The organism is Staphylococcus caledonicus, from assembly GCF_016238465.1.
GTDB lineage: Bacteria > Bacillota > Bacilli > Staphylococcales > Staphylococcaceae > Staphylococcus > Staphylococcus caledonicus.
On sequence record NZ_JABTXV010000003.1, the window covers coordinates 40,705 to 54,413 of the forward strand.

At 34.1% G+C, this 13,709-nt stretch carries 13 protein-coding genes, 1 pseudogene and 1 riboswitch; of the genes and pseudogenes, 7 read left to right on the forward strand and 7 right to left on the reverse strand.

Features of this window, described 5'->3' with window-relative positions:
* Positions 1-34: 34 nt before the first annotated feature.
* The 3 genes from guaB to xpt are packed head-to-tail and all read right to left on the reverse strand — an operon-like array spanning position 35 to position 3,386.
* Positions 35-1,501 carry an IMP dehydrogenase gene (gene guaB / locus HS848_RS09915; RefSeq protein WP_198612203.1) on the reverse strand — a complete coding sequence of 489 codons (1,467 nt, stop codon included), beginning with the start codon at positions 1,499-1,501 and terminating at the stop codon, positions 35-37.
* Between the two features lie 38 nt (positions 1,502-1,539).
* Positions 1,540-2,808: a xanthine permease PbuX gene (gene pbuX, locus HS848_RS09920; RefSeq protein ID WP_198612204.1), complete on the reverse strand. Its 1,269-nt coding sequence runs from the start codon at positions 2,806-2,808 to the stop codon at positions 1,540-1,542.
* Positions 2,805-3,386 carry a xanthine phosphoribosyltransferase gene (xpt, locus tag HS848_RS09925; protein WP_198612205.1) on the reverse strand — a complete coding sequence of 194 codons (582 nt, stop codon included), beginning with the start codon at positions 3,384-3,386 and terminating at the stop codon, positions 2,805-2,807. The genes pbuX and xpt overlap by 4 nt, the downstream gene beginning before the upstream one ends.
* 255 nt (positions 3,387-3,641) lie before the next feature.
* A riboswitch (purine riboswitch) is annotated at positions 3,642-3,744 on the reverse strand.
* Positions 3,745-3,957: 213 nt separating this feature from the next.
* Here xpt and HS848_RS09930 point away from each other — a divergent pair.
* The 3 genes and pseudogenes from HS848_RS09930 to HS848_RS09940 all read left to right on the forward strand — a co-directional run.
* Positions 3,958-4,365: a general stress protein gene (locus HS848_RS09930; RefSeq protein WP_198612206.1), complete on the forward strand. Its 408-nt coding sequence runs from the start codon at positions 3,958-3,960 to the stop codon at positions 4,363-4,365.
* Between the two features lie 145 nt (positions 4,366-4,510).
* Complete coding sequence (locus tag HS848_RS09935; protein ID WP_198612207.1) at positions 4,511-5,179, forward strand: hypothetical protein; 669 nt, start codon at positions 4,511-4,513, stop codon at positions 5,177-5,179.
* Between the two features lie 118 nt (positions 5,180-5,297).
* A pseudogene (locus tag HS848_RS09940) lies at positions 5,298-5,796 on the forward strand (DNA-binding protein); the annotation flags it as partial.
* A gap of 329 nt (positions 5,797-6,125) precedes the next feature.
* Here the strand turns inward: HS848_RS09940 and HS848_RS09945 are convergent.
* The 3 genes from HS848_RS09945 to HS848_RS09955 form a co-directional block, all read right to left on the reverse strand.
* Entirely contained in the window at positions 6,126-6,914 is a 789-nt protein-coding gene (locus HS848_RS09945) for an SDR family NAD(P)-dependent oxidoreductase (protein WP_198612208.1), read from the reverse strand.
* A 66-nt stretch (positions 6,915-6,980) separates the two neighbouring features.
* A complete protein-coding gene (locus HS848_RS09950) occupies positions 6,981-7,310 on the reverse strand; it encodes an antibiotic biosynthesis monooxygenase (RefSeq protein WP_198612209.1) in 330 nt (109 codons plus the stop codon).
* Positions 7,311-7,326: 16 nt separating this feature from the next.
* Positions 7,327-7,692: a YbaN family protein gene (locus HS848_RS09955; RefSeq protein ID WP_107507698.1), complete on the reverse strand. Its 366-nt coding sequence runs from the start codon at positions 7,690-7,692 to the stop codon at positions 7,327-7,329.
* A gap of 224 nt (positions 7,693-7,916) precedes the next feature.
* Between HS848_RS09955 and HS848_RS09960 the strand changes: the two genes are divergently transcribed.
* Positions 7,917-9,305: an L-cystine transporter gene (locus tag HS848_RS09960; RefSeq protein WP_107507697.1), complete on the forward strand. Its 1,389-nt coding sequence runs from the start codon at positions 7,917-7,919 to the stop codon at positions 9,303-9,305.
* Between the two features lie 86 nt (positions 9,306-9,391).
* Here the strand turns inward: HS848_RS09960 and nfsA are convergent, their stop codons facing one another.
* Positions 9,392-10,147 (reverse strand): oxygen-insensitive NADPH nitroreductase, encoded by a 756-nt coding sequence (nfsA, locus tag HS848_RS09965; RefSeq protein ID WP_198612210.1) that lies wholly within the window; start codon positions 10,145-10,147, stop codon positions 9,392-9,394.
* A gap of 158 nt (positions 10,148-10,305) precedes the next feature.
* On the opposite strand from nfsA, the gene HS848_RS09970 reads away from it, so the two are divergent.
* The 3 genes from HS848_RS09970 to ahpF all read left to right on the forward strand — a co-directional run bounded on the left by HS848_RS09970 (position 10,306) and on the right by ahpF (position 13,694).
* Positions 10,306-11,085 carry a 2-keto-4-pentenoate hydratase gene (locus HS848_RS09970; protein ID WP_198612211.1) on the forward strand — a complete coding sequence of 260 codons (780 nt, stop codon included), beginning with the start codon at positions 10,306-10,308 and terminating at the stop codon, positions 11,083-11,085.
* A 501-nt stretch (positions 11,086-11,586) separates the two neighbouring features.
* Positions 11,587-12,156 carry an alkyl hydroperoxide reductase subunit C gene (ahpC, locus tag HS848_RS09975; RefSeq protein ID WP_107507694.1) on the forward strand — a complete coding sequence of 190 codons (570 nt, stop codon included), beginning with the start codon at positions 11,587-11,589 and terminating at the stop codon, positions 12,154-12,156.
* A 14-nt stretch (positions 12,157-12,170) separates the two neighbouring features.
* The gene (ahpF, locus tag HS848_RS09980; RefSeq protein WP_198612212.1) at positions 12,171-13,694 is read left to right on the forward strand and encodes an alkyl hydroperoxide reductase subunit F; all 1,524 of its coding nucleotides are present in this window, start codon (positions 12,171-12,173) and stop codon (positions 13,692-13,694) included.
* The last annotated feature ends 15 nt before the right edge of the window (positions 13,695-13,709 follow it).

Sequence of the window (13,709 nt, forward strand, 5' to 3'; positions counted from 1 at the left end):
TTTTATCTCACAAACTTACTCGTTCAACTTGATATTAAAATGAATAGTTTGGTGATTCTTTAGTAATTTGTACATTATGTGGGTGACTTTCTGCTAAACCAGCAGGGCCCATACGTGTAAATTGAGCTTCTTCACGTAACGTTTTCAAATCAGGTGAGCCAGTGTAACCCATACCAGCTCTTACGCCGCCCATAAGTTGATAAATTGTATCTTGTAATGGGCCTTTATAAGCTGTACGACCTTCGATACCTTCTGGAACAAATTTTCTAGGAGATTTATCTTCTTGGAAGTAACGGTCGTTTGAACCTTTTTCCATAGCTCCTAAAGAACCCATGCCACGGTAAACTTTATATTGTCTACCTTGGAAGACTTCAGTTGCGCCTGGGCTTTCTTCAGTACCAGCAAGAAGACTACCTAACATTACAGCATGTCCACCAGCTGCTAAAGCTTTGATGATATCGCCTGAGAATTTAATACCACCATCAGCGATAATTGCTTTGCCGTGTTTACGAGCTTCAGTTGCACAGTCATAAACGGCTGTAATTTGTGGTACACCTACGCCTGCTACTACACGAGTAGTACAGATTGAACCTGGTCCGATACCAACTTTAACAACATCTGCACCTGCTTCGAATAAAGCGCGTGTTGCTTCTGCTGTAGCTACGTTACCTGCAACGATAGTAATGTCAGGATATTTTTCTTTCATTTTTCTAACTTGTTCAATTACGCCTTTTGAGTGGCCATGTGCTGTATCAATAATTAATGCATCAACGCCAGCTTCTACTAATTTTTGCGCACGGATTTCTGTATCTTTAGACGTACCGATGGCTGCCGCTGCTAATAAGCGACCGTGTGCGTCTTTTGCTGCATGCGGGAATTCAAGAACTTTTTCAATATCTTTAATCGTAATTAAACCTTCTAGACGACCATTTTCAACTAATGGTAATTTTTCAATCTTATGTTCTTGAAGAATTGTTTCAGCTTCATCTAATGTTGTACCAACTGAAGCAGTAATTAAGTTTTCTTTTGTCATTACGTCAGAAATTTTAATTGAAAAGTCTTCAATGAAACGTAAGTCACGGTTAGTTAAAATACCAACAAGTTGTCTTGATTCTTTATCACTGACAATAGGTACACCAGAGATGCGGTATTTACCCATTAATGCTTCCGCTTCATATACACTTTCATCTGGAGTTAAGAAGAATGGATTTGTAATAACGCCATTTTCTGAACGTTTAACTTTTTGAACTTCTTCAGCTTGTTCTTCAATGCCCATATTTTTATGAATGACACCTAAACCACCTTGACGTGCCATAGCAATTGCCATTTTTGATTCAGTTACTGTATCCATACCCGCTGAGATAACTGGGATATTTAATTTAATCTTATCTGATAATTCCACACTTAAATCCACATCGCTTGGTAACACATCTGATGCAGCTGGAATTAATAGAACATCGTCGAAAGTTAATGATTCTTTAGCAAATTTATTTTCCCACATTTATAATACAGCCTCCATTTTTTATAAAGTTAGTCTTATTATTTCACATTTTCTTCACTTTGTTTATACTTCAAGCCATTAAAAAAGAAATTAAGAATAATGGCTGAAATCGCACCTAATACAATGCCGTTCTGAGTTAACCACGCAAATTGCTCACCTAAAGCTTTAAAGGCTTGTGGTACTGCACTGATACCTGTTCCTAAACCTACAGACACTGCAATAATCAGTAAATTATTTTGGTTTTTAAAATCGATGTGTCCTAAAATACTAACACCATATGCCATGACCATGCCAAACATAGCAATCATAGCGCCACCTAAGACTGGTAAAGGAATGATGTTAGCCAGTGCACCTAATTTAGGAATACAACCACAGATTAGAAGTAAAATAACCATGCCATATATAATTTTATTCTTTTTAGCACCTGAGAGAGATACTAAGCCAACATTTTGAGAATAAGCAGTGTAAGGGAAGGAATTAAAGATTGATCCTAGAATAATCGCAAGACCTTCCGCAGTGTAACCCTTTCGGAAATCTTTACGTTCAAGCTTTCTACCAGTGATTTCACTCAATGCATGATACACGCCTGTAGATTCAATTAAACTGACAATTGCTACAATCGTAAACACTAAAGTAGCACCGACATCAAAGCCAAAGCCTGAGAAACGGAATGGTCTAGGAATGCCAAGCCAATGTGCTTCTCCAACTTGGTTAACGTCTACTACACCTAATAAACTCGCCAATATAGTACCTATGACTAAGCCTATGAGTATGGCAATCGATTTTAAAAAGCCTGTAGTGAACCGTTGCAATACTAAAATAACGACTAGCGTTACGCCTCCTAAAATTAAATTTTTAGGATCACCATAGTCTTTGGCGCCTTCTCCTCCGGCCAAATAATTCATCGCAACTGGCATTAAATTAATACCAATAATAGTTACCACACTGCCGGTAACGACAGGCGGGAAGAACTTGACTAAGTATGAAAAGAACGGTGCAATGATGACGACTAGAATACCTGACAAGAATAAAGAGCCGTAAAGTACATCTAACCCTTTCGTTTGGCCTATTAAAATCATAGGCGCTACGGCAGTGAACGTACATCCTAATACAATAGGTAAACCAGTACCTGTCACTTTATTCGCTTGTAAGAACGTTGCAACCCCACACATAAAAATATCGACGGTTACTAAATAAGCGATTTGTTCAGGAGTGAATTTAAGGCTTGTACCAACGATAATTGGTACTAGAATAGCTCCCGCATACATTGCCAATAGATGTTGCAGACTTAAAATGAAATTCTTCATTCGTCTTCACTCAATAAAGTAACTTTATTACCTTTTAAAGAGGCTACTTTACATAATGAAGACACAGTTAAACCTGCCTCTTCTAATCTTTGTCTGCCATCTTGGAAGCTTTTCTCAACAACAATTCCGATACCTACAGTTTTAGCTTTTGCTTGTTGTGCAAGATCATAGAGGCCTAAAGAAGCATCTCCATTAGCTAAGAAGTCATCGATAATTAAAACCGTGTCATTTTCATCTAAAAATTCTTCAGAAACAATGACCGTACTCGTTTTATTTTTAGTAAAAGAGTGTATATCAGTAGCGTAGAATCCATCTTTTAATGTGCTTGGTTTAGCCTTTTTCGCAAATAAGCAAGGCACATCAAAATGTAGTGCAGCCATTATAGCCGGTGCAATACCTGAAGCTTCAATAGTTAAAATTTTTGTTACACCTTGATCTTTAAACTGCTCGTAAAAAACTTTACCTACTTCATGCATTAACTTCGCGTCGATTTGGTGATTTAAAAAACCATCAACCTTTAAAATCTTCTCATCAATAACAACGCCATCTTCTTTGACCTTTTGTCTGAGCGCTTCCACTTCAAAACCTCCTAAAATTGTATACAAAAAAATCCTCAAACGTCGTAACGAGTTCCAGGATCTATGAGTGAACAGCCAATACATTGTAATATACAATTTCAAGAAGATGACGGTTTAAATGTATCGTTTAAATACTTTATTTTCAAAAGTTGTTCAACCCCATAGAGCCAGTTTGAAAGCTTAGTCATACTCTAAAATCAAACAATCGTAATATCGTATTTCTAGATAGCATTTAAATATACGTCTATTTTCTAGCTGTATTGTTACTGAACTCATAGTCATGTCGTTTGCGGCAACATGGTAGAAACTTCTAAAGCCATATTCTTCAGATTATATGAGCGATATAAATTATTTACTGATGATAGCAAATTTTCGCCTTATTTTCAATATTATAAAGAGAGTTGGAGCCCGATATTACAATATTTACAAATGTAAGCGTATAACAAGACGAAATAAAGCGTTATTTGTAAACACCATTGATTTAATTATATAATAAGTATAGTTTAGTTTTATCAACGCTTATTAGGGTATATTTTAATAAAAGTAGGACGAAAGATGGAGGGCGATTAATATGGCAGACTTTACTGTATTAGACAAACAAGATGAAATTTATAACGTTATCGAAAAGAAAAAAGCTGAAGGCTATTCAGAAAACGAATTAGTCGTAGTTAGTAAAAGTAAATTACACTTAGATGATTTACATAACTCTCAAATTACATTAATTGCTACAAGTGGTTCATTTAGCGACCGTATGTCAAGATTATTAACCGGCGAAGACGGCGAAGAAGCTGTCTTAACTCGTTTCAACTTAACTGAAGATCGTTTAGAAGAGTATAAACAAGAAGTCTTAAAAGGCAAATATTTAGTAGTTGCTAATAAAGACAACACTTCACACAACGAAGTTGAAGAAAACAATTCAGCTTATGAAGAAATCGATATTACGCATTATGCTAACGAATCTAAAGGTCCTAAATCATAATTACTAATTCTAATAACCACAAATTACCGTAAGATGAACTTTCACAATAGTTCATTTTACGGTGTTTTTATTATTCATGAATTTATATAAGCTATCCTATTTGGAAATGTGCTATACTATAACAAAAAATTACGGGGGTGACGTCGTGGAATTTCATACAATTCAATCTTTAAAAGATGAATATTTTGATAAAGCGGTCGAATTCTACAATCAACAATTGGATATTAACTTTTATGAGAATAGCTCATTAGTTAAACAATCCTTACAAAACAACAAAACTGAAAATGATTATGCTATTGTGATTGGCAAAGAAAAGAATGAAGTCGTGAGCCTCGCCTTGGCTCATTATGAAGCCACGACTAATTCAGCCTTTCTAGTTCACTTAATGGTAGCTCCTTCATCAGACTATGATGAGTTATTTGTGCATACCCTTGAAAAAATTGAAGGCCAATTAAATAAACTAGCTCAAAAAGTACATTCTCGCGATATTAACTTTATGATGATAGAAGTACCAAAAGAACATAGCACAGAGGTAGAATTTGATGAAGAAAAGTTAGCACATCGTCAACAGCTATTATTAGACAATGGCTTTGAAAAACAAAGTGAAATTAATTATCTTCATCCTAACTATACTAAGAATGAAGAGCCTTTTGAGGTAGACTTGTTTATTAAATCTAATATTGAACTTACAAAAGACATTTATCCAGCTAGTGTGAAATCGAACTATATACTTAAATACGTTTTTGCTAATGGTATCTCAAGAGAAATTATTTATCCACTTTTAGAGAGAATGAATTTACGTCTTCCCTTGTAAGAACACTTGAAATGAGCAATATAAAGGGTTAAACTAGTATGCGAGGTTAGACTGACGTTTCACTGACCGAAGACAAACGTCAGTGTACATAAATATTAATACGAAAGGACTTCGAGCTATGTTAACTAAAGAATTTGCTCAACGCGTCGAACTAAGTGAAAAACAAGTCCGTAAAATTGTCCAACATTTAGAAGAACGTGGCTACCAACTTAGTAAGACCGAATACCGTGGCCGTGAAGCTACTGATTTTAAAGATGAAGATATTGAACTTTTCCAAGATATTGCTGAAAAAGTTAAACAAACAAATAGTTATGATTTAGCCTTTGAAGAATTAGAAAAGGAAAAAGACTTTTTACAAGTCATTGTCAAAGATGATAATGAACAATTACCTACTGACAATAGCGTTTCTCAATTAGTAGATGATTTACGCTCTGAAATTCAAAAAATGCGTGAAGAACGTCAAATGCTTGGTCAAATGATTAGCCAAGTTCACCAACAACAAAATGAATTAAAAGAGCTACAAAGTCAAATCACTGAAAAATTAGAAACTAACAATCAATCATTACTTGCGATTCAAAATTCTCAAGAAGCTATTCAAACTGCTCAAAAAGAACAATCAGAATACACTAAAAATAGTTTAGTTAAAGAGATTAATGATAATAATCAACAATCGATTGATACATTAAAAGAAGATATTAAAACACAACAGTCACAATCTTCACCTCTCGGCAGACCAACTGAAGAGAAAAAAGGATTTTTAGCACGTTTGTTTAATCTTTAATAATCTAAAGAACTTTAATATAATTTAAGGGTTTCATCGTCACAAGCAAAACCCAAAAGTGAGACCATGATTGCTCATCAGAAATAGCCTTAAGATGATTTAGATAAAGTCATCTTAAGGCTATTTTTTATATATGCTTATAAATTTCAATAATCAATCATAGCTTTAACGTTGATTTAATTTTGCTTTTTTAGCGTGTCTAGCTGCTTTAACGTCTTCTGGTGTTTTTCTATTTTCTTCTGCTTCTTTTTTAGTTGCTTCGTCACCGCAAACAACATGGTCTTGTTTGTTTTTCAATGCTTCGTAACCTTGTTTCGCAACTAATCCTTTATCATTTTTAATACTGTCGTCTCCAAAGTAACTTGAATCCATACCAGCATTATGATGGAAATCAGTATTTGTAGCACCAGGCAACATTGCTGTTACATTGATATTACTTTCTTTTAATTCTTCTCTTAACGCTTCTGCAAACATGAAACCAAAGGCTTTAGACGGTCCATATACCGTTTCGTAAGGTGTTGGTAATGTTGCTGAAAGTGAAGAAACAATTAAAATATCGCCTTTTCCATTTTTATCCATATGTTGTGCTACTCTTTTTGCCATATGCACAGTACCTTTAATATTAATATCAATAAGGTTAAGTTCTTTTTCTAACGGATTGTCTAAAAAGGCGCCACCTAAACTTATCCCAACATTTAATACTGCAGCATCAAGATTTCTATTTTTAGAAGCCACAAAATTCCAAAAGTCTTCTACGCCTTCATATGTTCCAGCGTCAGCTTGAAATGGATAAGCTTCTACACCTAATCGTTCAATTTCTTTAGCAGATTCATAGATTCTTTCACTTGAACCTGACATCGCTACATCAAAGTTATCTTGGGCAAATAATTTTGCTAATTCAAAGCCAAGACCTGAAGATGATCCAGTAATCATTACTAATTTTCTTTCACTCATCTATATCTCTCCTTAACTTAAAGTTCTTTATAAGATATTAGAGTACCCAAATAGTTTTATTTAATGCTATTTATCATATTTTTTATATTTATAAGCGACTTCATAAGTGATAACTTCATTTTTTAGAATAGGGCTCTCACTATCTTCACTATGTTGTCTTACATTTTTATGTGCATTTTTAAATTCATCTGAATGTAACCAATTGTTAAATGCATCTTTAGACTCCCAAATAGTTAGTATTTTAACTTCATCTACATCGTTAGTGTCATTAGTGATGGTTACCATCATATCTTTAAAACCTTTAATATTTTCAATACCTTGTCGCTTATTAAAGCGTTCTGCTGTTTCTTTAGCACTACCTTTTTTCAATTCTAATCGATTTTCAGCCATAAACATGAGTTATGTCCCCCTTTTAATTTTCCGGAAGTGTTTTTACAAAAGTGAATAGAACTATCGTTTGTAGACATACCATTATTACTAAACCAATTCTTACAAGAGTGTTATCAATCATAAAAATCGAAAACCCAATTACTATATATAAACTAAGTAAAAGTTTAAATTTATTTTTCAAGGTATAGCCTCTATTATTTTTAAAACTTTCAACGTAATTTTTATATATTTTAGTGTTTACTAGCCACTTTCTAAATTTTTCTGAGCTATTAGAAAAACAAATAACTGCGACTAATAAGAAGGGCGTTGTTGGTAATAAAGGTAAGACGACACCTATAAAACCAATTATGGTAAATAAGATCCCCACCGTTATTAAAATGTATTTCAAAAACAAACCTCCTAATGATAATCATTTTCAATTATATAATAGAAAATTGCCATAGTAAATAACTAGCAAAACAATTAATAAATAATTTTATAAGTTTAATTAAATTAATAATAAAAATAAGGTTATCTGCATCTTTTTGCCTTCAGGTATTGAATTAACAACTAAACAGTATTATTCTTATTAAGTATATCGGAATTAAAAATTGCGCAAAGGAGACTAATTTCATGGGGACGCTTTTTACAATTATTAATATTGTTATAATGATCGCCTTTATTATTGGGCTATTTATTATGGCTAAAAAACATGTGTCATTCCCTAAAAGAGTATTTACTGCCCTAGGTATAGGGATTGTATTCGGGATAGCTTTACATCTAATATATGGCGTTAACTCTAAAGTAATCGAAACAACTACAGACTGGTTTAGTATTGTCGGAGACGGCTATGTTGCTTTATTACAAATGATAGTTATGCCACTAATCTTTATTTCAATTGTTTCTGCATTTAGCAAAATACAAATTGGTGATAAATTCGCTAAAATTGGTTCTTATATTTTTATGTTCTTAATTGGGACTGTAGCAATAGCTGCTATAGTAGGAATTTTTTATGCAATTGTATTTGGCTTAGACGCTTCAAGCATTGACTTAGGTAGCGCAGAAAATTCACGTGGAAGTGAAATTAGTAGTCAGGCCAAAGATTTAACGGCAAATACGTTACCTCAACAAATTTTAGAATTATTACCAAGTAATCCATTCTTAGATTTCACAGGTCAAAGAACGACTTCAACAATTGCTGTTGTTATCTTCGCGGTCTTTGTAGGATTTGCATGCTTACGTGTAGCACGTAAACAACCAGAACACGGTGATTTATTAAAACGTGGTATCGATGCTATTTACTCTCTAGTTATGGCAATTGTTACTTTTGTTTTAAGATTAACACCATACGGTATCATTGCTATCATGGCATCTACGATTGCTACAAGTGACTTTGAAGCCATTTGGACGCTAGGTAAATTTATGGTTGCATCTTATGCTGCCTTAATCACAATGTATATTATTCACTTAATTATCTTAGCGGTTATGGGTATTAACCCTATTCGTTACGTTAAGAAAACATTAGAAGTATTGCTTTTCGCCTTTACTTCACGTTCAAGCGCTGGTTCATTACCATTAAATGTTCAAACACAAACACAACGTTTAGGTGTGCCGGACGGTATAGCTAACTTCTCAGCTTCATTTGGTTTATCAATTGGACAAAATGGTTGTGCAGGTATCTATCCAGCGATGCTAGCAATCATGGTAGCACCAGTTGCACATGTAGATATCGATTTACAATTTATACTGACTTTAATCGGAGTAGTAGTTATTAGTTCATTTGGTGTTGCTGGTGTTGGTGGCGGCGCAACATTCGCCTCAATCCTTGTTTTATCAACACTTAATTTACCAGTAGCCTTAGCTGGTGTGCTTATTTCTATCGAACCTATCATTGATATGGGTCGTACTGCATTAAACGTTAATGACTCAATGCTTGCTGGTACAGGTACAGCTAAACTAACAGGTAATCTTGATAAAGAAAAATTCAATTCAGATCAATATGGTGATTTATCTACTAATTAATGATTTGGATAATAAAGCGTAGCCGATGTTCCAATGTTGTTGTATATCAACATTATGGAATGAATGGCTACGCTTTTTTGTATTCTTTATCTTTTCATAAAGCCTGCTTTATTTAATTGTTCTAACATGTCTAAACGAGCTTTTTTACCTAAGAAACCGGCTACTTGTTGTGACCAAGTTTCTGAACGTTGTCCGTTTGTACGTTCTTGATAATAATTACTGATACGCTCATCATACTTTTCTAATTCTTCTTGTTGTTCTTTTTTGTTACTATTGTATACATTTTTATGGAAGACATGTTCAAATGGTAAACGTGGTTTTGGCGAGCCACTTTCATCTTCAGAAGGTTCCCCTACTGCCATTCCAAATAATGGGAATGCATACTCAGGTAAGTCTAAAATTTCACGCACGCGACCTACGTCATTACGTAATGAACCTAAATAAACGATACCGTAACCCATATCTTCAGCGGCTAAAGCTATATTTTCAGATACCAGTGCTACATCAATTGCGCCTACTAATAGCCCTTCTGCTGATTCAAAAGACGTTTCCATATCAGTATCTACTTTTTCATTAATTAAACTATGACGATAATAATCTAAAACAAATACAAATAGGTAACCATTATCTACAACATAAGACTGCCCTGAGACCTCTTTTAATTGTTCTTTTATTCTAGAATCATCAACGCCAATAATTGAATATGTTTGTAAGTAGCTTGATGTAGAAGCGCTTTGGCCAGCTTCAACTAACTTTCTTACTGTTTCTTCACTTAACGGATTATTTTTAAATTTTCTTACCGAATGATGTCTTTTCATTAAATCATAAACATAGTCTGCCATCACATTCTCTCCTTTTATCCTTAGTATTTATATCGTAACAATTTATATTTTATTTTTCTTTAAAAATGACCTCACAATACGACTTAAACAATTTGCATGAATACATAATTATAGTTATCATAATAATAACAATTTTCAGATATTTAAGGAGAGATATTATGACTCAAGCAAATAAAGAAGTATCAAACGCCTTATATCAAGCATACGCTTCTAAACAACCAATCGAATTTGTAAGTAAATCTTTCAATATTAGCGAACCCGAAGCATATAAAACGCAAGATGATTTAATTAGCCAACTCAACACTAAATATGACACTACTGTTAAAGGCTACAAAGTAAGCATGACAAGCGCTGCTACACAGGCCATTGCTAATACTGACGAGCCAGCTTACGGAACGATATTATCAAATCAAGTCGTATTTAATGATGCTAAGGTATCATTATCTAATTTATTTGATCCATTATTAGAACCTGAAATCATTTTTGAGCTGACAGCCGATCTTCCTGAAGATGCAGATAACCAAACGATATTAGAAAGTGTGAAAATAGCTGCAGGTATAGAAATTCCTGACGCTCGCTATAAAGACTGGTTCCCTAACTTTACTTTAGGTGATTTGATTTCAGATAATACGGCAACAGGTTTAATTGTTGTTGGCGAACGCGTAGCACCGCTCGATTATGATAAATTTGCAGATATTAATTTGAAATTATTTAAAGACGGGACTCAAATTGAAACAGGTCATTCTAGTGAAGTACTCGGTAACCCAGTTGAAGCTGTTAAGTGGCTCAATAAAAAGTTACATTCTCATGGTAAACAACTTAAGAAAGGTCAGTTTATTTCATCAGGTACTTTCATCTCTCCTTTACACTTAGAACAAGGTAATTATACTGCTGAATATGATAAAGTCGGTTCTGTTACAGTTCAAGTTGTAGAATAGCAATCATTTTAAATAACATTGATATATGTGTTGGCTTTTAATTTAGACAACCTTGTGGGGACGGGATAACGAAACCTTTGAAATTTCATAGTTTCTATCCTATCCTCTTTCTTTTTCATCTTCTTCACTATATATAAACGTTTCTCGTTGGCATTTTACTTCTTCATTTTCCAAAAATAAATCCTCCTAGATACTATTCATTATCAAATACAGATGTTTAGTTGAGAATGATAAAGGATAATTGATAGTAAGAGGTATTTGAACTTTATATTATTTAACAAAAAATCTTAAAATTCAATACTTCTTAAACTTCTTAACATAATATTAAAAATCCTAATTTGACACTATTAAAACAATGATTTCACGACTATAAGCACATTAAGTTGACGAATAAGAACTGAAGTGCAATAATATTAACTAAGAGATTAGAATTATTATAAATAAGCAATTATTATTATGTAGTTCTAATTAAATTAACGAAAATCAGGAGGAATTTAAGTTATGTCTTTAATTAACAAAGAAATTTTACCATTCACAGCGCAAGCTTATGATCCTAAAAATGACGAATTCAAAGAAGTAAGCCAAGACGATTTAAAAGGTTCATGGAGTGTAGTATGCTTCTATCCAGCTGACTTCTCATTCGTATGTCCAACTGAATTAGAAGATTTACAAAATCAATATGACAAATTACAAGACTTAGGTGTAAATGTATTCTCAGTTTCAACTGATACTCATTTCGTACACAAAGCTTGGCACGATCATTCAGATGCTATTAGCAAAATCCAATACCACATGATTGGTGACCCTTCTCAAACAATCACTCGTAACTTCGATGTATTAGATGAAGAAGCTGGTTTAGCTCAACGTGGTACATTCATCGTTGACCCTGATGGCGTAGTACAAGCAGCTGAAATCAATGCAGACGGTATCGGCCGTGACGCTAGCACATTAGTAAACAAAATCAAAGCAGCTCAATATGTACGTAAACATCCAGGTGAAGTATGCCCAGCTAAATGGGAAGAAGGTTCTGAATCATTACAACCAGGATTAGACTTAGTAGGTAAAATTTAAGGAGGCATTAAAAAATGCTTAATGCTGATTTGAAAGAACAATTACAACAACTCTTAGGCCTTATGGAAGGCGATGTCGAATTCAGAGCTAGTATAGGTTCTGATGATAAATCTAAAGAGTTAAAAGAACTTTTAGATGAAATCGCTGAGATGTCTGAGCACATCACAATTATTGAAAAAGAATTAAAACGTACGCCAAGTTTTACAATCAGTAAACCTGAAGAAGAAAACGGCGTAACATTTGCTGGTATTCCATTAGGCCACGAGTTTAACTCACTTGTACTTGCTATCTTACAAGTAAGTGGTCGTGCGCCTAAAGAGAAACAATCAATTATCGACCAAATCAAAAGTTTAGAAGGTCATTACAACTTCGAAACTTATGTAAGTTTAACTTGTCAAAAATGTCCAGATGTCGTACAAGCACTAAACTTAATGAGTGTTGTTAACCCTAACATTACTCATACAATGATTGATGGTGCTGTCTTCCGTGAAGAATCAGAAGATATCATGGCAGTACCTGCAGTGTTCTTAGACGGCGAAGAATTTGGCAATGGTCGTATGACTATTTCAGATATTTTAACTAAATTAGGAAGCACTCAAGACGCTTCTGAATATGAAAATAAAGACCCATACGATGTATTAATCATCGGTGGTGGACCAGCAAGTGGTAGTGCTGCAATTTATACTGCACGTAAAGGTTTACGTACAGGAATCGTAGCTGACCGCATTGGTGGACAAGTTAACGATACAGCAGGTATTGAAAACTTTATTACTGTTAAAGAAACAACAGGTTCTCAATTTTCAGCTAATTTAGCAGCACACATTGAAGATTACGATATTGATACTATGACAGGTATCCGCGCTACAAATATTGAGAAAACTGACCAAGCTATTCGCGTAACACTTGAAAATGACGCAGTTCTTGAAACAAAAACTGCTATTATTTCAACAGGCGCAAGCTGGCGTAAACTTAATATCCCTGGCGAAGATCGCTTAATCAATAAAGGGGTTGCTTTCTGCCCACACTGTGACGGACCTTTATTTGAAAATAAAGACGTAGCAGTTATAGGTGGCGGTAACTCTGGCGTTGAAGCCGCTATTGATTTAGCCGGTATTGTTAAACACGTTACTTTATTTGAATATTCATCAGAACTTAAAGCAGATACTGTATTACAAGAGCGTTTACGTTCTCTATCAAACGTAGACATTCACACAAATGCTAGAACTGCTGAAGTTTTAGGTGAAGACCATGTAACTGGTATTAGTTACGAAGATTTAGAATCAGGTGAAATGAAAGAATTAAGCCTAGACGGTATCTTCGTACAAATTGGTTTAGTTCCAAATACTAGTTGGATTGGTGACGCAGTAGAATTGAATCAACGTGGAGAAATTGTTATCGACCGTAATAACAATACTAATGTTCCAGGAATCTTTGCTGCTGGTGACGTGACTGATCAAAAAAATAAACAAATTATTATTTCAATGGGCGCTGGTGCCAATGCAGGCCTAAACGCGTTTGATTATATCATTAGAAATTAATAATTATTATAAATT